Below are 20,690 nucleotides of genomic sequence, written 5' to 3' on the forward strand. Positions count from 1 at the left end.
CAGATAAAATTACAGGGAATGGAGATATGTGTTTGCAACTTCGCCCGAAGAAAACGACGGCATAGGTACCTGTTTTGAATCAGCGGTTTCAACGTTCCAGGATGAGCAACGCTCCCTGATCTGTCCTACCGTACCGTTCTCGATACCCGACGAAGTGATGCGAATATACGAGCCACCCACATAGAGTCCAATTTCCTGTGCCGCCGCAATTACAACCTTACCTCCCACACTCTTGATTGAGAGGTCCTTCTGCGACGCCATGTCCAATTCGGCCCCCTGTGCCTGAATTTCCACCCTCCCTTTGGCTGCAAACAGTTTCATCCCAGCGTTCTGCACAAACAGACTTATCTTCTCCGCAACGCTCGCCACCAGCGACTTTCGACTGGCGATAAATGTACTCTGCCCGCTGACGATATTGGTTTGCTGATCGCTCGCGATATGCACCGATTGCGGCGTCGATAACGCAATTCCCGATGGACTTGCGAACAACATGACGGGAGTCTTGAACGCGTTCGCGCTGCCCTTGCCACCGTCTCCGGTCCTGCCACCTGATTGTGAGCCCTGTACGGTGCCCTGAGTCGCGTTGGTAAATGTCTTCAACGCCTCGCGGCCAACACCGAGACTTTCCGCTTGGTGTTCTGCGACATAGCCTCAATGGCACCCTCAGCTCCAGTGAGCTGTCGCTGCGCCTCACTCACATCGAGCTGCTGGCTATTTGCCTGTTTCTGATACGTAGTGACGTACAGCCCCTGCGCGGCACGTACGGCACCAGACAAGTCCGTCTTCAAGTCGAAGCCTGAACCAAGAATTGCACCGCGTGTGTTGCCGTTTTGCTCGATCAGATATCCGAGGTGAAGCAAGCTGTTCCCTGTACTGCTGAACAATCTGGCTCGATTCTGTCCTGTCGCATCGTCAAGGACCATCTCGTTATAACCGCTCCCCGAATACTCCTTCGAACGGTAACCGGACAAGATGCCATTGCTATGCCATTGCGGCTGAACGCTACCGTTGTAGACACGATGCAGGACTATAGGCCTATCACAATCTCCGCCTATGTAGCCCACTAGGACTTCCTCACCGACTCTCGGAACGTGCACGCTTCCGAAACCGCCGCCTGTGTCTGACTGCGCGACTCTCACCCAGCACGAGGCATTTGCGTTACCTGAGTTCTGTCGGTCCCAAACGAACATGACCTTTACGCGATTCAGTGCATCCGTGTACACCTCTTCGCCCTGCGGCCCAACGACGATTGCCGTCTCTAACTCCATCTCTGGCTTCTTGTGCTCGAACGGGCTCCTATACGGAACCGTCACGCGCTGCGCCTCGACTTCGACTAGATAAAAACCAGCCGAGCCGTCTTCGTGAGTGACGACTTCTCCAGTTTGTTCGAGCTTCGCCTGGGCTAGTTCGCTCTGCAAGCTATACGGAAAGTTCGCTTCGTGATTCGATAACGGCAGGTTGTTCTCAATGTACTGACGCACTTTGATCGCAGTGAATTCTCGCTGCCCGGCTTGATCATGATCGTGCTCAGGATGGCCCGTCAGTATGAATCGACGGCCGGCATCGATAGTCCGAACACCTCCGATACCAAGGAATCGCTTTGCCCTCGACTCCCATTCTTCTAGGTGAATCCTCGAAAGATGCTCACCGCGATCCTGGTTCAAATATGTGTAGGCACCGGTATATTCGTAGACTTCAGTCTGCTCCGGTAAATTTCCTTGACCGGCCATCGTCGGCAACGTCGTACCTTTGGGATTGGCCAACGAGGACGGCGCCTTATAGTCAAACGTGCGCGTCGTGTACACGGTACTCTGCAACGTCCGCGACCCTGCCCATTGCGTAAATGCGCCCGTTTCGCTACTTGTGCCCGACCTCGAGAATCCGACCTGTTTGGGCGAGACCTCATCAAGCGAGTAAATATCGTCGGTCACGACGAACCTATGCGACTTCCCCTCGTTGTCCTGACGCCAAAAGCCGAACAAGCCTTCTTCTTCCATCAATCGATGGACAAAATTCCAGTCCGTCTCGCTCTGACGGCAGTACGAGCGCGAGGGTAACGTCTTCAGCAAGGCGAATTCGAATTGCCCTCGCGCTTGTGGATGCGCATTGAATACATCGGTGAGGATGGCGTCAACGCTCTTGTCCTGCCAGTACCGCATATCGCTGCGGAACTTTAGGAAATGCATCCATGAAGCGAAAGATAATTGGTAACTTGAAAGACTTCCGTCAGCACCAAGTCTACGAGCTGTATGGATGTATCCGTTGATCGGTAAATAAGACTTGTTCGCTTGCTGCAACCAAAGGGTCATCGGCTGAGCGATCAACGTTTTGAGCTCAATATCGCCTGCTGTGGATACCATGTCGAGCGTGACACTGAAGTCACGGCCAAGCTCGGAGTAAGTCACGGCTCGGCGCGGAACAAGCGCGTTCTCCGGCAGCGACGGAATGCTCGTCTTGAGCAGGCGATCTTGCTGGATCAGGCCGCCACGAATCGCCTGAGCCACTTCGGTCATGTTCATGCGTTATCCATCTTCTTGTTTTTTGCAGGCTCAACGGCCTACGCTCTCACGGGAACGGCTTCCCCCGTTATATCGCCGCAATTTTAGCGACGTCGACAGGTCATGAGAGCGTACCTTGGTCGAGAAAACCACAATATGGTCTGACAAAAATTCATACCCATCTCTCAGGCAGTCGGGTTTGACGTGGCCAGGAGGTGGCGAATCAAGGTTCCCAGCGCCCTCGCTCCATCGCCTCCTCCATCATTCCCAGCGTCAGTGACCGGCCACCCAACGTCTCGCGCGCCTCGGTGCTGAACGGCGCTTTGACCACCGTTGCGAGAAACGACCCGATGCCGAGTTTCGCTGACGGGTAGTAATAGTGGATGTCAAACGCGGACAGATCGATGCCGAACGTCCCGGCCCATTGCCGGACGATTCTGTCGATGTCGCTCGGTTCCAGGTCGAGATCGTGATAAAGATCCGTATCCCGAGACAGTTCGATGCGATCGACCGGCAGTTTTTCGATATCGGTCGCGATGAATGCTTCGAGACGTTTCCATGTGTCAGCCATATAGGCGATCCTCGGGCTTCACCATGCGGTTGTATGCGCCAACCGTGCGATAAGTGATCAGCGTGACATCCGTTGCCAGGATCACCCAACCGACTCCGGGAATCGCCCGCCCGACGAATGCGCCAATATTCTGCGTGAACTTGATGCGCAACATGATAAGGCTCGTAAACGAGGTCACGGTCGGCAAAATCCGGTGCTTCAGTTCGTATGGCAGCATCCGCCGCGCGACGACGGACGCGATGGACGTGCCTTTGACCGCGTTCGCGAACTTGCCTCGCGTCGGGATAAAGCGCTGCCCCAACAACACCATCGCGATGCCGACGGCATCGTCTACGCCCAATGCCTTGCCGGTCTCTTCGATAAAGATTAGAAAGAGCAAGGCTTCGCGGCTCAAGCCCTCATGAACACCATACCTGTACGTATTCGCCGTTTTCTCTCAGATGGTTTGAATTTGAACGAGCAGGCAAGACTAGCGTGAGTGGCCAATCGGAAACAGCACGTTCATCGGTCTAGTGCCCCGACGGGAGCCTGTCCGGATGCAATTGATTGATCTCGTACAGCCTTTCCGAAGTGCCTTTCTGCTTGCGATTCCGACCGTTACAGCTTCGTTGATCCGCACGAATGCGCCATCGCAGCGATATGCCTCGGAACGGATGCAGATTGTTAATTCCTGGTGGCTTGCGGACACTGCGTTCCATTGCGCCCCGGCTTTTGCCGCTCGCCCCCGTCAGCGCACCGCCGTCACCGGCGTATTCACGGCCACCACCGCACTCGCCCGCCGCTCGGCCAACCGCTGCGCGAACCGGTATGCAACAAGCGAACCGGCCACGGCCAGCAGCATTGGCACAAGGCTGTCGTGATTCGCGCGCGTGAATTCGAGCAGCAGCACGACGGCCGTGATCGGCATCTGCATCGACGCAGCCAGAAACGCGGTCGCGCCGATCAGCGCACAGCCGCCGATCGATGCGCCCGGCCACACGAGGCTCCACAGCCCGCCAAGCACGACGCCGATCAGCGCGCCGTTCGCGAGGCCCGGCGTCAGCAGCCCGCCTTCCGCGCCGGCCCGCAGGCTGCCGGCCTCGATCAGCACCTTCAGCACGAGCAACACGGCGGCGAGGCCGATCGTCAGCGTTCCGTCGAAACCCAGCGATGCCGGGCCCTTGCCGTTGCCGAGCAGTTGCGGAAACCGCATCGCGAGCACGCCGATCACCGCGAAGTTGACCAGCGCGAACACGGGCAGCCGCCAGTCCTTCGGCGCGTTCGCCCGCGCGCGGGTCGTGAGCCGCACGAAGCCGTACGCGGCGAAGCCGAACAGCGGCCCGCAGACGGCCGACCACGCAACGAGCGGCGTGCTCAGCACGAACGCCGGGATCGTGTACTGGTGCTCGTTGCCGAGGCCGAGCCATGCGACTGCCGCCGCGATCGCCGACGTCACGACCGCCACGACCAGCGCACGCAGCTCGAAGGTGCCGAGCAGCACCTCGAGCACGAAGACCGCACCGCCGAGCGGCACGTTGTAGACGGCCGCGAGCCCCGCGCCGGCGCCGCATGCAACCATCAGCCGGCAGTCGTCGGGCGTGAGCCCCGCCGCATGGGCCAGCCGCCCGGCCAGCAGCGAACCGATCTCGCGCGGCGCGACTTCGCGACCGAGCGGCGAGCCGAGCGCGACGGTCACGATCTGCAGCAGCGCGTGCACCGTCGTGCTGACGAACGGCATCCGCGGATCAGCCGCGCGCACCGCGCGGCGGATGCTGACGAGCGGCCGGCCATACCGGTAAAGCGCCCACCAGCCGCCGCCGGCGACGATCCCGCAGACGATCAGCACCGCCAGCCGGCGCAGCGGATCGGCACCCGTCACGCCGCTGAGAAAGCTCTCGGACCCGATCACGTGTGCGACGCCGTAGCCGTACGCGATGTGCTGGATCGCGTGCAGCAGCAGCGCGAGCAGCATGCCGCCGAGGCCCGCGCCGACGCCGGTCAGGACCGTGACGACGGCCAGGCGAGCGAACGGGCTGGCGGGTGGCGAGGACGATGCGGGAGCGGACGGAAGATCGAGGCGCATGAGGTCGGCGAACGGAGATCGAAAGAACGGCGCGCATCACGCGCACCGTCGTCAGGACCGCATCGTAGGCCGGCACCTCTCATGAGACAAACGTATTTTTCGAATTGACTCATGCATTTTACGAATACTCGGCACCGAACAGGCCGTCGCGGCCCGTCTGCCCCGTCAATCCGGGTACGTGATGCGCTCCGGATCGCGCCGCATGATCACCTTCCCGCCGCGGATCGACAGCGTGGCCTTCGCCTGCCGGCGCACGGCTTCGTAATCGCTGTCCGCGTCGAGCACGACGAGATTCGCCGGCCGCCCGACCGCGATCCCGTAGCCGTCGCCGAGCTGCATCGTCGTCGCGCTGTGATCGGTCACGAAGTCGAGGCAGCGCTGCAGATCCTGGTAACCCATCATGTGGCAGATATGGAGGCCCGCATCGAGCACGCGCAGGATGTTGCCGTTGCCGAGCGGATACCACGGGTCCTTGATCGAATCCTGCCCGAAGCACACGTTGAGGCCCGCGCGGTCGAGTTCCGCGACTCGCGTCACGCCGCGCCGCTTCGGAAACGTGTCGAAACGCCCCTGCAGATGGATGCTCTCGGTCGGGCACGAGATGAAGTTCAGGCCCGCGCGCTTCAGCAAGCGGAACAGCTTCGAGCAGTATGCGTTGTCGTACGAACCCATCGCGGTCGTGTGGCTCGCGGTAACGCGCGCCCCCATTCCGCGCACGCGCGCCTCTTCGGCCAGCACCTCCAGAAAGCGCGAATGCGGATCGTCGGTCTCGTCGCAGTGCACGTCGACGAGGCAGCCGGTGCGTTCCGCGAGATCCATCAGGAAGCGGATCGAGCTGACACCCTGCTCACGCGTGTTCTCGAAATGCGGAATCCCGCCAACGACATCCGCGCCGAGGTCGATCGCCTGCGCCATCAGCGCGCGGCCGCCGTCGAACGATTCGATGCCTTCCTGCGGAAACGCGACGATCTGCAGATCGATCAGCCCGCGCGCCTCGTCCTTCACTTCCAGCATCGCCTTCAACGCGGCGAGTGTCGGATCGGTCACGTCGACGTGCGTGCGCACGTGCTGGATTCCGTGATCGCGCAGCATGCCGATGGCCGCATGCGCGCGCGTCTTCGTGTCCTCGTGCGTGATCGTCGCCTTGCGGTCGGCCCAGCGTTCGATGCCCTCGAACAGCGTGCCGCTCATGTTCCAGGCAGGCTCGCCTGCCGTCAGCACGGCATCGAGGTGGATATGCGGTTCGACGAGCGGCGGAATCGCGAGACGGCCGCTCCCGTCGATATCGTCGGAGTTCGTCGGCGCGATCGGCGCCGCTTGTGCGTCAATGCGCGCGATCTTGCCGCCGTCGAGGCCGATCGTGAACAGGCCGTCGCGGCCACGCAGGCGTACGTTGAACAGATTCATGTGGGTCCGGTCGTCAGGCGGCCGCGGTGGGCCGCACGTTAAGAAATGGGAATACGGGCGACGCGCGCCGGCATTTACCTGAAATCGTCGATCTTCAGGCCGGTCGCCGCGCTCATCTCGTCGTTCGTCACGTCGCGCACGTGCCGGCCGAAGGTCCACACATGCCGGCCGGGGTCGCGCGCGCGGTACACACGCTCGCCGTAGAACTGGTCGGCCGGCGCTTGCAGGATCTCCGCGCCGGCGGCACGCGCACGTTCGCAATGCGCATCGATGTCCGCATCGTCGGGAAGATGCACGTGGACGTTCTGCGTATTGCGATCGCCCGTGTCTTCCGGCGACGCGATGAAGTCGGCCCATGCGCCGCCGATCATCACGATGCCATCGCCGAACTTCATCTCGGCATGCGCGATCTCGCCGTCGGGTGTGGTCACGACGATGAAGCGTTCGAAGCCGAATGCGCGCTCGAGCCAGTCCAGCGCGGCTTTCGGATTGCGGTAGCACAGGGCGGAGCTGAACGACGGACGGCGGGAGGTGGCCATGGGTTGACTCCGGATCTCGGCATCGGAGTGCCCATTTTCCGCGTCCGCCGCGCGGCGATCAACTCCGGCCTTGGCGGCCCGCGTGTTGTCGATGCGCGACATGCCCCGCTCGGGCAACCCGCGCGGCGCGGCGGACAGCCGGCGAGAACGCCCGGCGAGCGGCCCTTGCGTCGCTTTGTGAAGACGATGTGACGGACTCTTGCGCAACACGCAAAGGAGCGCTCGCACGCCGGCGCCACGGAACCGGACGACCGCGCCCCTACACTTGCGCCGAACTTTTGTTTCCAGTCCCACACGCAGGAGCCTCACCATGAAAAAAACCCTGATCGCCGGCGCATGCACCGCCGCCCTGTTCGCGCCGCTCGCCCACGCGCAAAGCTCGGTCACGCTGTACGGCCTGATCGACGCCGGCATCGCGTACACCAACAACGTGAACGGCGCGTCGCAGTGGCGCATGGCCAGCGGCACGGTCAACGGCAGCCGCTTCGGCGTGCGCGGCACCGAGGATCTCGGCGGCGGCCTGAAGGCGCTGTTCGTGCTCGAAAACGGCTTCAACGTGAACAACGGCGGGCTCGGCCAGGACGGCAAGCTGTTCGGCCGCCATGCGTATGTCGGCCTGAGCCAGGCCGGCTACGGGACGCTGACGCTCGGCCGCCAGTACGACACGATGGTCGACTTCGTCGCGCCGCTGTCCGCGACGGCCGGCGACCTCGGCGATGCGGGCTTCGCGCACCCGTTCGACAACGACAACCTGAACCACTCGCTGCGCATCAACAATGCGGTCAAGTACACGAGCGAGTCGATCGCGGGCTTCAAGGTCGGCGCGATGTACGCGTTCTCGAACTCGGCGAACTTCAGCGCCAACCGCGCGTACAGCATCGCGGCGAGCTATACGAACGGCCCGCTGAAGCTGGCCGGCGCGTACCTGCAGATGAACGGCACCAAGGGCTCGACGAGCGCGAGCCCCGGCGCGACCGATTCGGCCGAAGCGAAGAGCGTGAGCCAGGGCGGCTGGTCGATCGGCTCGGACCGCATGCGCTCGTACGGCGGCGGCGTCAGCTACGTGTTCGGGCCGGCAACCGTCGGCTTCGTCTACACGCGCTCGCAGTACGACAACACGGGGTCGTTCGGCTCCACCGGCCAGATCGCGTTCAACAACTACGACGTGAACGTGCGCTACGCGGTGACACCGGCCGTCAGCCTCGGCGCGGCTTACGTCTACACGGACGCCAGCGTGTCGAATCCCGACAGCAAGCACGGCACCGATCCGAAGTGGCACCAGGTCAACCTGCAGGCCGTGTACAAGCTGTCGCGCCGCACCGACCTGTACGCGGAAGCGATGGTCCAGCACGCGTCCGGGCGCGGCTACCAGGCGTTCATCAACACGTCGGGCGGCGCGTCGAGCACGGCGAACCAGGTCGTCGGCACGATCGGCATGCGCACGCGCTTCTGACCGGCATCGCACCGTTGTCCGTCTGCAATGAATCCGTGTTCGCACACGGATTCGTTCGCCGCGGGCGACGGGCCGCAATGTTGTGCCATCTGGAAGGCAGCCTGCCTGGAATCGGGGTTTTTGCGCGCGCGGCCGCTACGTAGACTGGCGTCGAAGGCTCGGGGCATGCGTCACGCATCGATCCGGCCACCCACCCCGTATTCAGGAGAACCTCGTGAAATCGCTCGTCGTTACCGCCGCCGCTGCCGTCCTGCTCGCCGCACCGGCCCTGTCGTTCGCCCAGCAGGCACCGTCGCCCGTCACGCGCGCGCAGGTGCTGCAGGAACTGATCGATCTGGAATCGGTCGGCTACAACCCGGCGCGCGGCGAAGCCGACAACTATCCCGAGGACATCATGGCCGCGCAGGAACGGCTGCAGGCGAAGCGTCTCGCGGAGCGCAAAGCCGCGCAGGCTGCGTACGGCCCGACCGGTGCGCCGGCAACCGAATCGGGCGCGGCAGCCAGGCCCGCGCAATGACGGCGCGACGACGCGCCCCGCCCGCGCAAAGGATCGTCGACGGGCGTGGCGCACGTCGCGTTTGCATGAAAACACCGGCAGCACGCGGATGCGCGCCCGCCGTTCAGGCGGCCTGCGGCTCGCGGCCGATTGCGTTCAGCATCTCGACGTCGCGCGCGATCATCCCCGGCACTTGGGCGCGCAACATCTCGACCCAGGTCCGCACCTTCGCATCGACGAAGCGGCGCGACGGATACAGCGCATAGACGTTCATCTTCTGCAGGATGTGGGCGGGCAGCACGCGCACGAGCGTGCCGTCGCGCAATGCATCGATCGCCGAGTACAGCGGCAGCATGCCGATTCCGATGCCGTCGCGGATCGCGAGTGCGAGCGATTCGGCCGTGTTCGTCTGTACCGGCCCCGCGACGTGGATCTGCTCGACGCCCTCGGGCCCTTCGAGCACCCACTCGTGCGTCGGGAACGCCGGCGTACACAGCGTCAGGCACGCGTGCGCGGCGAGATCCTGCGGGCGGCCCGGCACGCCGTGCCGTTTCACGTAGTCGGGCGACGCGCACAGGATGCTGAACGTCGAGCCGAGCAGGTGCGATACGAGCTCCGAATCGGGCAGCGACGACGCGGTGACGACTGCCATGTCGCTCGTGCCGTCGAACAGGTCGGGCATGCGCTGCGACAGCGACAGCTCGATCGACACGTCCGGGAACTGTGCGTGATAGCGCGTCAGCGCGGGCAATACGTAGTGGTGACCGACGCTCGCGAAGCTGTGCATGCGCAGCACGCCGGCCGGACGCTCATGCGCGCAGCTCGCCTCTTCTTCCGCGCGGTCGACGTCCGCGAGGATCTGGCGGCAGCGCCGCAGATAGCTTTCGCCGGCCGACGTGAGCGCGAGACGGCGCGTCGAGCGATTCATCAGACGGGTGCGCAGCCGCGCCTCGAGCTCCGACACCGCGCGCGACATCGCGCCTGTCGTCGAATTCAGCGATTGCGCGGCGGCCGTGAAGCTGCCTGTCTCGACGACGCGCGAAAACACCCGCATGTTTTGTAGGGTATCCATTCCTGTGAGCGACCTGTAGCGGAGCCGCTATTTTCCTCCACTGGATGCGACAGATTGTTACTCCGGCTGCAACTATCGTTTCCCCGCAGCTGCGTTAATGCGCGGGCGCCGCACTCCTACAATCGGCGCCTCACCAGTCGAACGGACCGTTCGGAAGCGCCGCGGCACCTGCCCCGGCCCCGCACCGGCCCCCTTTTTTCATGAAGCCACAACCTGCGATCGAGCGACCTTCCATCGAACCGGCACGATGGAGGGCATGGCTCGATCCGCTCGGCGACGCGGCGCGCGACTGGGCCGCCAGCGACGGGCTGATCTGGCTGCACCTCGCGAAAACCGTGCTCGCGGCGCTGCTCGCGATGGGCATCGCGATGCGCCTCGAGATGTCGCAGCCGCGCACGGCGATGACGACCGTGTTCGTGCTGATGCAGCCGCTGTCGGGGATGGTGTTCGCGAAAAGCTTCTACCGGGTACTCGGCACGGCGGCCGGCCTCGTCGCCGCGCTCGCGCTCGGCGGGCTGTTCGCGCAGCAACCCGAGCTGTACATGGCCGGCATCACGCTGTGGATCGGCGGCTGCATCGCGCTCGCGGTACGCAACCGGCACTTCCGCTGGTACGGCTTCGTGCTCGCCGGCTACACGGCCGCGCTGATCGGCCTGCCGGCCGTGATGACGCCGCAGACGCTGTTCCAGTCCGCGCTCACGCGCGCCGCGGAAGTCGCGCTCGGCATCGCGTGCTCGGGCGCGGTCAGCGCGCTGATCCTGCCGCTCAGTTCCGCGAAGGCGCTGATGCGCTCGCTGAGCGCGCGTCACGCAACGTTCGCGGCGTTCACGGCCGGCGCGCTCTCGGGCGAGGTCGCGCGCGGCGATTTCGAGCGGCGCTTCGCCGATTTCGTCGACGACATCGTCGGCTTCGAGGCCAACCGCGCATTCGCGTCGTTCGAAGATCCGCACATTCGCGCGCGCAGCCGCCGGCTCGCGCGGCTGAACAGCGAGTTCATGAACGCGTGCACACGGCTGCATGCGCTGCACCAGCTCGTCAAGCGCCTGCGCGCGAATCATTCGGATGCGGTGCTCGACGCGCTGGCACCGCACGTCGACGCGCTGGCGCTTCGGTTCGCCGCATTGCGCGACGAACGCCAGCGCAGCATCGCGCCAGCCACCGGCGCGTTGCTCGAACTGCACCGCTTCCACGGTGCGTTGCCGAAGGCTGCGCGCGCGTCGCGGCGAAACCTCGAAGCGCACGCGGCCGGCGGCCTGCTCGACTTCGATACCGCGATCGAGCTGCTGTACCGCTTCATCGGCGAATATCTCGGCTACGCCGATACCTATGCGTCGCTCGACCAGGACGATCACGCGTTCGAGCGCTCCGTCACGCATTACGCGGTGAAGACCAATTCGTTTTTCGTCGGCTTCGCGTTCCTGCGTACGGTCGTCGCCGTCGGCGCGATGAGCGCGTTCTGGATCGCGTCCGAATGGCCGAGCGGCTCGTTAGCCGTGATCGCCACCGCGATCGCATGCGCGCTCAGCTCGACGTCGCCGCGCGCGCCGAAGTTCGTCGCGCAGATGAGCGTCGGCGCGGCGTTCGCGACCGCCGTCGGCTACGTGTTCCTGTGCTACGTGTATCCGAACATCGACGGCTTCCCGCTGCTGTGCGCGACGCTCGCGCCGGTGCTTGGCCTCGGTGCGTTTCTCGCGATGCGGCCGGGATTGTCCGGTTACGGAATCGGCTTCGCGGTGTTCTTCTGTCTGCTCGCGGGACCGGACAACGCGATGGCCTATACGCCCGAAGTGCTGATCAACAACGGGCTGGCGATCGTCATCGCGATGCTCGCATGCTCGCTCGTGTTCGCGGTCGTGTTCCCGACCCACATGCCGTGGCTCACCGGCCGCATCGCGCACGACCTGCGCCGCCAGGTCACGCTCGCATGCGAAGGCGCACCGGACGGCCTCGCGCAACGCTTCCAGTCGAGCACGCACGACCTGATGGCACAGCTGCGCACGCTGCTCGTCAGGCGCACGCGGCAGCACCGCGACGCCATGCGCTGGATGCTGGCGACGCTCGAGGTCGGCCACGCCGTGATCGACCTGCGCGACGAACTGCATGCGTTCAGTGCATCGAAACCGCCGCAGACGCTGCGCTGGACCGGCTCGATCGACGCGGTACTGCACGAATTGCCGCGCTTTTTCGACGACCCGACGCCCGGCCATCATGCACGCACGCTGAAATCGGTGAATCTCGCGATTCGCACGGCGCAACACACGTTGCAGGCGTGGTACGCGGTGCCCGATGCGCGCCGAAGCATGCAGCGGATCGTCGGCTGCCTGCATTTCATGCGCAGCGCGCTGCTGGACAAGGATGCGCCGTTCAACCGGCACCGCCATTGAAAACGGGTGCGCGCGCAACGGGATCCTTGTTCCGGATGGAAATATGCTCTACAGCCGCGGTGATTAATCTTTAAGCAGTGCGAGCCTATAGTTTCCTCACTGCCAGCGAGACTGGCACTCACCCAGGAGAAACTCAAATGAAGCCGCTGCACCTCGCCCTCGTTGCCCTGTCGCTCACCGCTGCTGTCGCCCACGCACAGCCGGCACCGGCAGACGTCGCACAGCAACAGGTGAACCGCGCCGAAGCCGTCAAGGCCGCGGGCCGCGTCGATCGTGCGCAAACGAAGCAGGAAGACCCGAACGCCTGTGTCGGCCCCGTCAGCTTCTGCAACATCTACTTCGGCAGCTGAGCATGACGCCGCGTCGTCACGGCCAGGCCCGTGCCGCCCGCACCGCATGCGTCGCATGCGCGGGCGGACGGCGGCCCGGCCGATCGCCGCATCGCCGCCCCGCCCCACGCCGCTTCGATTGAAGCGGCGCTTGCCGTTTCAGGCGCCGCGCCCCGGCCGCCAGCCCACTTCGCGCAACGCATCCAGCAAGCGCGCCTGCCCGAGCCCTTCGACCCGCGCCCCGCGCGACTCGACGTTGCTGCCAGCCACCAGCGCATTCACGATCGCCTCCTCCACCGCTTCCGCCGCCGCGGCGAACAGCGCGGAAATGTGGTCGTTGTTGACCATCTTCAGATCGGTGGTCGGCGCGCCCTTGCTGCCGTAGTTCGCTGCCGGCAAGCGTTCGTTGCCCGTTGCAAATGCCAGGAAGATGTCGCCGCTCGAATCCTCGGTGCCGCCGCCGACGCGTGCGAGCCCGACGCTCGCGCGCTGCGCGAGGCGCGTGCATTGATGCGGCAGAAGCGGCGCGTCCGTCGCGATCGTCACGACGATCGACCCCATGCCCGGCTCGCCTTTGGCGTCGTGTTCGCGGAACGGCGAATGCACGTGCCGCAGCACTTCGCCGACCGGATAGCCGGCGACGCGCAGCAGCTCGCGCACGCCGTAGTTCGCCTGCACGAGCGCGCCGACGGTCCAGCCGCCCGCGTCGTCCGCCAGCACGCGCGACGCGGTGCCGATGCCGCCCTTGAACTCGTGGCAGATCATGCCCGTGCCGCCGCCCACGCCGCCTTCGGCGACCGACCCCGACTGAGCGGCCGCCAGCGCGCGCTGCACGTGCGCGGCGCTCACATGCTGCCCCCAGATGTCGTTCAGCAGCCCGTCGTAGGTTTCCATCACGACCGGCATGCACCAGTACACGCGGCCGGCCGCCGCTTCGCGCTCGTTCGCGACGAGCGCGTCGCGCACCGCGCCGACGCTGTGCGTGTTCGTATAGGCGATCGGCGTCGTCAGCAGGCCGGCCTCGCGAATCCATTCGAGCCCCGTCGCGTCGCCGTTGCCATTCAGCACGTGCACGCCCGCAAAACACGGCGAATCGTGCGCGGCGCCCGCGCGCGGCTCGATGACGGTGACGCCGGTGCGGATCGATGCGTCGCCGTTCTCGACGTTCAGCGTGCAATGTCCGACCCGCACGCCCGGTACGTCCGTGATCGCGTTGAAGCGGCCCGGCTTGCCGAGTCCGATGCGGATGCCGAGATCCCTCGTGCGCATGATGCAATTCCTCCAGTCTTTCAGTGGTTCGGTCAGTCGATGTTGCAAGATATTGATCCGGTGCTCAGAGCGCGCGGAACGCTTCGCTGTGGCGCGCCCACACCACGTACATCACGAGTGCGGCAACCAGCAGCCCCGCGATGATGATCAGGTCGGTCGACTTCGTTGCCGTCGCCAGCGTCGTGTACAGCGTGTAGGCCGCGCCTGCCACCGCGACGAGCGGCGTCACGGGCCACAGCGGCATCCGGTAGTGATGCTCGACGTCGCGGCGCACGAACCGGCTCGCGAGCGCGGCCAGCCCGACGACCAGGTAGATCAGCAGCAGCAGGTCGACGGTGAACGCCGTCAGTTCGTCGAGACTCGACACGAAGACGAGCCCCGCCGACGGTACGGCCAACGCGATCGTCGCAAGCCACGGCGATTCGAGGCGCGGATGAATCGTCGAGAATGCACGGTTGCAGGTGCGCGACCAGAGCGCGTGGCGGCCGCTGCTGTACAGCAGGCGGCCCATCGTGATCACGATCGCGATGATCGCATTGAACACCGACAGGAAGATCCCGCCGCTGACCACGCGCGACACCGCCGGGTTGCTCAGCGAGCGCACGACATAGCCGATCGGGTCGGCGCTCTTCGTCAGCTCCGTCAGCGACGGTGCGCCGAGCACAATCGCGGTGAGCGGCACCAGTTCGACGACGAGGATCACGAGCAGCGAATAGATCACCGCCTTCGCGACGTTGCGGTTGCCGCCGCGCAGATCCTCCGCGAGATAGGCGGCCGAGCCGAAGCCGTTGTAGCAGAAGATCGCGGTGCCGATCGCCGGCACGATGGCCGCGAGCGTCGCCGGTACGAGCGCGTTGCCGCTCGCGACGACCGGTGCGATCAGCACGTCGGCACCGCGATGCGGCGAACCGAAGCCGAGGCCCGCGATCAGCATCAGCACGCCGATCTCGACGACGAGGAACGCGCCGGTGATCCACGCGTTCGTCTTGATGTTCAGCATGCCGAGCAGATAGCTGAGCAGTACGATCGTCAGCGCGACCGACTGGTTGCTGAAGTGCGTGCCGAGCGCGTTGTTCAGGTAGGGCGCGGCGCCGCTCGCGAGCACGGCCGGGATGAACACGCTGACGGACAGCACGGTGATGAAAGTCAGGTACCCGGGCAGCGTGCCGAACACGCGCTTGGCCATCACGTACTCGCCGCCCGCGCTGCGGTGCGCGGCGGCAAGCTCCGCGTAGCAGAGCGCGAATGCAAGCGCGAGCACGCCGCCGAGCACGAACGACAGCACGGCGCCGCTGCCGGCCTGCTGGATCGCGAACGGCGCGATCACGAAGATCGAGCTTGCGGGCGTCACGCCCGATACGGTGATCATCACCGCATCGCGCACACTGAGCGTCTGCGACAGCGCGCGCGGCGCGTCCTCCGTTGCAGGCGCCGCTTGCAGGCTACCCGTCGATTCCGACATCATCGCCATTTCGTTCTCCTGTGCTCCTTTGCTGCTCTTTTTTGAACACCCATACTCGGGCCCGATTGATTGCGTGGCAGTCTAGGAAGCCAATTTCAGGACCGCTATTCCCCCTTCGTGTTACGCCCTTCCGGTGGTGGTATGGATCGTCTCTTCTCCGAAATCGCGATGCACCAGGCGCTTGGCCGCGCAATCGATCATCTCGGCCAGCCGCGCTTCTGGCGTTTCCTGGTGCTGCTGCTCAATGAAATGGTGCCGTTCGACAACGCGCTCGCGACCGCGGTCGGCCGCGACGGCGTGCCGCTCGTGCTCGACGAATACGACGCGGGCGGCACCGACAGCGCATCGCCGGTGCCGCTCTACCTGAACGGCGTCTATCTGCTCGACCCGTTCCTGCAGGCCGCGCACGACGGGCTCGCCGACGGCTGCTACCGGCTCGAGGAAGTCGCGCCCGACCTGTTCCGGCAAAGCGAGTATTTCCTCAGCTACTTCCGCGATGCGGTCGGCGACGACGAAATCCAGATTCTCGTGCGGCCGAACGCCGACACGCTGCTGTCGCTGTCGCTCGGCGCGGCCGCGCGCTTCGACGTCGAGCCGCTCGGCAAGCTGACGGCCGCGATGCCGTGGGTGCTCGCGGCGATGCGGCAGCACTGGCGGCTGGTGGGCGACGCCGCACGCGCGACGCCCGATGCCGATCTCGGTGCGCGTGTCGAACAGGCGCTCGCGCGCTTCGGCGCGGGCGTGCTGACCGACCGCGAGATGTCGATCGCACGCATGGTGCTGCGCGGCAATTCGTCGAAGGCGATCGCCGAGCGGCTGGCGATATCCCCCGAAACGGTTAAGGTGCACCGGCGCCACCTGTACGCGAAGCTCGGAATTTCGTCGCAGCCCGAGCTGTTTTCGCGGTTCATACAGGCACTGGGGGAAGATGCGGCCGGGTGAGCGCCCGATCAGGACGGATGGCAACGGGCGCGAAATCGGGCACTATCCGTCAAGCGCCGCGTACCCTGCCGGTGCCGGTGCCGGTGCCGGTGCGGATACCCGGTCGACAACACGATTGCCCGAAAACAGGAATCCCGACCCATGTCACTCATTCCGCTCATAGGCATCGGCTGGCTGTTTCTGTGCGCGATCAGCGCCGCATCGATCGTGCTCGTGCCGCCCGTGGTGCTGGTCGCCTGTCTGATGGGCAAGGACGTCTGGTCGATCCTGACGCGCGGCCGATTGCAGGTCGCGTTCCTGGCCTACCTAGGCTCCGCGCCGGTACCGGCGGTCTTCACGTTCCTGCTGGAAGCCGGCGCCACGGCCGGAAACGCAGGCGGCGTGGCGTCCGACGGCCTGACGACGTGGATCGAGCGGTGTTTCTTCGTTTTCCTCGGCGCGGCTGCGCTGAGCGGGCTGCTGTTGCTGCTGCGGCCGAAAGACAGGCAAGCGGCAAACGTCGAGCCCTCGCAGTCTGCGCGCTAGCCGGCGCGCGAACGCCGCGCCATGCCGCCCGCCCGGTTTGCGGGCAGGGGCACGGTCATGCGCGGCGTCCTGTTACTTCCACTTCGCGCCGAGTTGCGCGAGCCCCGCGTTGCGGAGATCGTCCGGCAGCATCACCACGCGGAACTCGCAGTCCGCATTCAACATCAGGAACCACGGTTCCGCGAGCGCCGGGATCTGCGACGGGTCATCCAGATTGACGATCACGACCGCGCCGCGGTGGCCGCTCTGCTCCGTGAAATACACGGCCTCCGGCTTGACCGCTTCGAGTATTCGCGAGATCACGTCGCCGACGCTGCCGTCGCGCACGAGCGTGTTGAACGGTTCGTGAGGGATTCGTATGTTGAGAAGCATGCGCATGACCATCCTCCTTGGGCTCCGCCCGGCGTGGGCCCTTCAAGCATAGGTGCTGCGCGACGCCGCGCCAGTGGGACCGAAAGCCGTTGCCGGCACGCATTCACATTCCGACGATTCGATGACACCGCATCGCGCGAACGGCAATCGCTCGCGCGGTGCAGGCCGGGTCGAATCGACTTTTCATGCCTCCATCATTTGGAGATCGCATCGGCCGCCAGCTCCGGCGGCGCGATCGCCAGATGCAACGACTGCTGCGGCCGCAGCGTCACGTTCAGCACCTCGCGCGGCGGCGCCATGCCGGGCGGCACCGACAACACGTAGCGCTGCAGAACCATTGCGGCCACAACCGTCATCTCCGTCATCGCCAGATGCTGCCCGAGGCACACGCGCGGGCCGGTGCCGAACGGCATGTACGCGCCGCGCGGCAGCGCCGGCGCATCGTCGGCGAAGCGCTCCGGGCGGAAGGTACCGGGCTCCGGGAACCATCGCGGATCGCGCTGCATCAGTTGCAGCGGCAGCATGAACAGCGTGCGCGCGGGAAACTGCCACGCGCCCAGCGCGATCGGCCGCGATGCGCGACGGCTGATCAGGATCGGCGCGGACGGATACAGACGCAGCGTTTCGTCGAGTGTCTGCGACAGGTAGCGCAACGACGAGCGCGTCTCCGCGGACGGCGCGCGGCCACCCAGCACGCGGGACACCTCGTCGCGCGCGGCGGCTTGCACGGCCGGATTCGCGGCCATGCACCAAGCCCACCAGGTCAGCGCCCCGGCCGTCGTCTCGTGGCCGGCCAGGAACGCCGTCACGCATTCGTCGTGCACGGCCTGCAGCGGCCATTTCCGCGCATCCGCCCGATGCAGCCGCAACAGGCGCGACAGCAGATCGTCGGGCCAGGCATGCTCGGACCGGTCGAGGCGTGCGTGCAGTTGCCGGTCGATCAGCCGTTTGAGCACCGCCATCGCGCGTGCCGTGCGGTGCTTCCACGGCACCCAGTTCGGCGTGTTCACCGGCTGGTAGAACGCCGCGTTGGCCGCGGCGCTCACCACGCGCACCGCCTCCTCGGCTGCGCGCGCATCGTCGCCGATCGTATCGGAGAACATCGTGCGCATGATCACGTCCATCGCCAGCGACGTCAGCGCGCTTTCGATCGGCCAGTCCGGATCGCGCGCGGGCCATTGCGCGAGAGCATGACCGGCCGTGGCCGCGATCGCCGGAACGAACGCCTGAACCGGCTTCGGCATGAAATTCGGCTGCAGCGCCTGCCGCTTGTCGCGCCACGCCTCGCCTTCCGCGACCAGCACGCTTTGGCCGTGGACCTGCGCGAAGACGCGGGTGGCGCGCTCCCAGCGCCCGAGCGCATCGTGATGCGTGACCAGCAACTCGCGCACGAGCGCCGGATCGGTCACGGCCACGGCATGCTCGGGCCACACGCGCAAGTGCACGACGTCGCCGTAGGTGCGCTGCCAGCCGCCAAGCGTGCCGATCAGGTCGCGCGACATCGTGCGCAGCAACCCCCATCCCGTCAGGCCGGCGGGTGGCCCCGGCGGCCATACGCCGGGTGGATGAAGCACGGGCGCCGGCGCAGCCGTGCCCGCGTGAAATGGACATTGGGAAGAGGATCGTGTGTTCATGTGCCGGATTCTCCCCATCGGCGCGCCGCTGGTCTTGAACGCAAACGACATCGACACGCGCCGGACCGGTCCCTATACTGCGGCGTCATGTTCTCCGGTCCGCCATCGATTCCGCTGTCATGTCCCGATCCGCTTGCGCGCGCGCCCCGCGTGGCGGGCGGCGGGCGGTCGCCGCATGCGCGGCTGCATCCCGCACCGGCCGCGCTGCAGGGCGCGGTGGTCGCGATCGTCCTGTGCGACACGCGCGGCGTCGCATTGAGCGACGCGCAACGGCTTTCGCACTTTCCGGCCACACCGCTCGTCTGCGTGTCCTGGTACCGGGATCTCGACGTGGGCTTCATCGCACCCTCGCCCGACGGCTCGCAATGGCGCCCCTTCGGCGCGACGGCGACGCTGTCGGGCAGCCATTCGGCCCCCACCGTCGCGTGGGCGCCGACGGGCGGGCTGATCGGCATGATCTGTTTCACCGCCGATGCCGCGCGGACGTTGTTCGGCATCGCGCTGCCGGACATCCACGACCGCGTTCTCGACGCGCACGCGTGCCTCGGCCACGACTGGCATCCGCTGCTCGATGCCCTGATCGGCGTGGATCGCGACGCCGACGTGCTGGCCACGATCGATCGCCATCTGGCGCCTCGCTGGCAGGCGCTGCGGCCTGCGACAGCGCTGTCGTCGCTCCGCAACGCAGGGCGCAGCTGGGTCGAGCGCCTCGCGCTGCAGGCGCGCGAATGGCGCGGCACGCACAGCCCGCGTCAGGTCGAACGGCGCATCAAGACATACAGCGGTCGATCGCTGCGCGAATGGCAGGCGCTCGTCCGGACGGAAAGCGCATTCTTCGCGGCGCGCGACCGGTTCGAAGCCGGCGCCCCCTTCAACTGGGCCACGCTGGCGCTGGACGAAGGATTCGCCGACCAGGCGCACCTGAGCCGCGAGGTCAAGCGCATCACGGGATTCTCGCCGAACGAATTCACGCAGCGCTTCATCGACGACGAATCGTTCTGGATGTACCGGTTGTGGGTGTAGCCCGCGCTCAACCGCGCGGTTCGACGAACGTGCCGTCACGCACATCGTGCGGCACGTTCCAGCCGAAATACACCTCGGCCTCGACGATCCGGCCATCGCGGACACGCAGCCGCTCCGCATTCCGGAACCGCTTGCCGCCACGCGTTTCGGCCTCGTACACGACGAATACGTATTCGCCGTGCGCGACGACGTCGATGAAGTCGAAGCACGTGAGCATCGCGCTGTTCGGCCAGCAACGCGCGAAATAAGTGTCGCGGTCGAGCCGGTTGTCGAGCGGGCTCGTGAAATGAAAGTCCGGCGCAATCAGCGCTTCAATCGCGTCGCGGTCCTTGTCGGCGTATGCGCGGTAGCACGCACGCGCCACGTCGCCGGGATTCTGCAGCATCGTCGGGCCCTCCTTCAACGATCGGCGCAAGCGTCGCTCGCGTCGCTTCGGATAGTGCGGCGGAACACGCCCGGCGGCAACCGCCCCGACTAGCGTCCCCGCGGGCAGCCCGACCGGGCCGTCGCACGCCGGCGATGCCGCGGTTGCCCGATTCGGCGGCCACGGGCATGATGTCCGCGAACTGGCCGGTTGCATTGTCCGCTTGCGCATCTCGCCGGGTTCACCGCCTCCATGCGGCCCGTCACGCGAGCAATCTGCATGCCGGCC

At 65.6% G+C, this 20,690-nt stretch carries 18 protein-coding genes and 1 pseudogene; 7 read left to right on the forward strand and 12 right to left on the reverse strand.

Translation table 11 applies throughout. The features are described from left to right. Window positions 1-9: 9 nt before the first annotated feature. The 6 genes and pseudogenes from ACWMMN_RS24740 to ACWMMN_RS24765 form a co-directional block, all read right to left on the reverse strand. A pseudogene (locus ACWMMN_RS24740) lies at window positions 10-2,519 on the reverse strand (type VI secretion system Vgr family protein). Window positions 2,520-2,721: 202 nt separating this feature from the next. Beyond that, the gene (locus ACWMMN_RS24745) at window positions 2,722-3,069 is read right to left on the reverse strand and encodes a DUF1493 family protein (RefSeq protein ID WP_340624994.1); all 348 of its coding nucleotides are present in this window, start codon (window positions 3,067-3,069) and stop codon (window positions 2,722-2,724) included. After that, window positions 3,062-3,463: an STM2901 family protein gene (locus ACWMMN_RS24750; RefSeq protein WP_340624995.1), complete on the reverse strand. Its 402-nt coding sequence runs from the start codon at window positions 3,461-3,463 to the stop codon at window positions 3,062-3,064. Before ACWMMN_RS24750 ends, ACWMMN_RS24745 begins: the two co-directional genes overlap by 8 nt. Before the next feature lie 333 nt (window positions 3,464-3,796). Next, window positions 3,797-5,131, reverse strand: a complete 1,335-nt coding sequence (locus ACWMMN_RS24755) for a chloride channel protein (protein WP_340624996.1) — start codon at window positions 5,129-5,131, stop codon at window positions 3,797-3,799. Window positions 5,132-5,296: 165 nt separating this feature from the next. Further along, a complete protein-coding gene (gene codA, locus ACWMMN_RS24760) occupies window positions 5,297-6,538 on the reverse strand; it encodes a cytosine deaminase (RefSeq protein ID WP_174992228.1) in 1,242 nt (413 codons plus the stop codon). A 74-nt stretch (window positions 6,539-6,612) separates the two neighbouring features. Continuing rightward, window positions 6,613-7,077 (reverse strand): VOC family protein, encoded by a 465-nt coding sequence (locus ACWMMN_RS24765; protein ID WP_059240642.1) that lies wholly within the window; start codon window positions 7,075-7,077, stop codon window positions 6,613-6,615. Between the two features lie 310 nt (window positions 7,078-7,387). Between ACWMMN_RS24765 and ACWMMN_RS24770 the strand changes: the two genes are divergently transcribed. After that, window positions 7,388-8,530: a porin gene (locus ACWMMN_RS24770; RefSeq protein WP_486423246.1), complete on the forward strand. Its 1,143-nt coding sequence runs from the start codon at window positions 7,388-7,390 to the stop codon at window positions 8,528-8,530. Window positions 8,531-8,744: 214 nt separating this feature from the next. Continuing rightward, the gene (locus ACWMMN_RS24775; protein ID WP_059240644.1) at window positions 8,745-9,047 is read left to right on the forward strand and encodes a DUF4148 domain-containing protein; all 303 of its coding nucleotides are present in this window, start codon (window positions 8,745-8,747) and stop codon (window positions 9,045-9,047) included. Window positions 9,048-9,150: 103 nt separating this feature from the next. Here ACWMMN_RS24775 and ACWMMN_RS24780 read toward each other — a convergent pair whose 3' ends face one another. Beyond that, window positions 9,151-10,098 carry a LysR family transcriptional regulator gene (locus ACWMMN_RS24780; RefSeq protein WP_059240645.1) on the reverse strand — a complete coding sequence of 316 codons (948 nt, stop codon included), beginning with the start codon at window positions 10,096-10,098 and terminating at the stop codon, window positions 9,151-9,153. Window positions 10,099-10,298: 200 nt separating this feature from the next. On the opposite strand from ACWMMN_RS24780, the gene ACWMMN_RS24785 reads away from it, so the two are divergent. Continuing rightward, the gene (locus ACWMMN_RS24785; RefSeq protein ID WP_342704765.1) at window positions 10,299-12,482 is read left to right on the forward strand and encodes an FUSC family protein; all 2,184 of its coding nucleotides are present in this window, start codon (window positions 10,299-10,301) and stop codon (window positions 12,480-12,482) included. A gap of 137 nt (window positions 12,483-12,619) precedes the next feature. Then, window positions 12,620-12,832, forward strand: a complete 213-nt coding sequence (locus tag ACWMMN_RS24790; RefSeq protein ID WP_059240647.1) for a hypothetical protein — start codon at window positions 12,620-12,622, stop codon at window positions 12,830-12,832. A 138-nt stretch (window positions 12,833-12,970) separates the two neighbouring features. On the opposite strand, the gene ACWMMN_RS24795 is transcribed toward ACWMMN_RS24790, so the two are convergent. Together ACWMMN_RS24795 and ACWMMN_RS24800 are read right to left on the reverse strand one after the other, a co-directional pair. Next, window positions 12,971-14,080, reverse strand: a complete 1,110-nt coding sequence (locus ACWMMN_RS24795; protein WP_174992230.1) for a DmpA family aminopeptidase — start codon at window positions 14,078-14,080, stop codon at window positions 12,971-12,973. A 64-nt stretch (window positions 14,081-14,144) separates the two neighbouring features. Further along, window positions 14,145-15,551: an APC family permease gene (locus ACWMMN_RS24800; protein ID WP_174992231.1), complete on the reverse strand. Its 1,407-nt coding sequence runs from the start codon at window positions 15,549-15,551 to the stop codon at window positions 14,145-14,147. Window positions 15,552-15,683: 132 nt separating this feature from the next. On the opposite strand from ACWMMN_RS24800, the gene ACWMMN_RS24805 reads away from it, so the two are divergent. Both ACWMMN_RS24805 and ACWMMN_RS24810 read left to right on the forward strand, forming a co-directional pair. Next, window positions 15,684-16,484: a helix-turn-helix transcriptional regulator gene (locus ACWMMN_RS24805; protein ID WP_059240650.1), complete on the forward strand. Its 801-nt coding sequence runs from the start codon at window positions 15,684-15,686 to the stop codon at window positions 16,482-16,484. A gap of 141 nt (window positions 16,485-16,625) precedes the next feature. Then, window positions 16,626-17,009: a hypothetical protein gene (locus ACWMMN_RS24810; protein WP_486423247.1), complete on the forward strand. Its 384-nt coding sequence runs from the start codon at window positions 16,626-16,628 to the stop codon at window positions 17,007-17,009. 72 nt (window positions 17,010-17,081) lie between these two features. Here ACWMMN_RS24810 and ACWMMN_RS24815 read toward each other — a convergent pair whose 3' ends face one another. Continuing rightward, window positions 17,082-17,387 carry a hypothetical protein gene (locus ACWMMN_RS24815; protein ID WP_059240997.1) on the reverse strand — a complete coding sequence of 102 codons (306 nt, stop codon included), beginning with the start codon at window positions 17,385-17,387 and terminating at the stop codon, window positions 17,082-17,084. A 188-nt stretch (window positions 17,388-17,575) separates the two neighbouring features. Continuing rightward, window positions 17,576-19,015, reverse strand: coding sequence for a cytochrome P450 (locus ACWMMN_RS24820; RefSeq protein ID WP_486423248.1), 1,440 nt, complete (start codon window positions 19,013-19,015; stop codon window positions 17,576-17,578). An 87-nt stretch (window positions 19,016-19,102) separates the two neighbouring features. On the opposite strand from ACWMMN_RS24820, the gene ACWMMN_RS24825 reads away from it, so the two are divergent. After that, on the forward strand, window positions 19,103-20,038 hold the full coding sequence (locus tag ACWMMN_RS24825; protein WP_486423249.1) for a helix-turn-helix domain-containing protein: 936 nt from the start codon (window positions 19,103-19,105) through the stop codon (window positions 20,036-20,038). A 7-nt stretch (window positions 20,039-20,045) separates the two neighbouring features. On the opposite strand, the gene ACWMMN_RS24830 is transcribed toward ACWMMN_RS24825, so the two are convergent. After that, entirely contained in the window at window positions 20,046-20,423 is a 378-nt protein-coding gene (locus ACWMMN_RS24830; protein ID WP_486423250.1) for a nuclear transport factor 2 family protein, read from the reverse strand. Between the last annotated feature and the right edge of the window lie 267 nt (window positions 20,424-20,690).

Source organism: Burkholderia cepacia complex sp. TUM26381 (assembly GCF_057439935.1).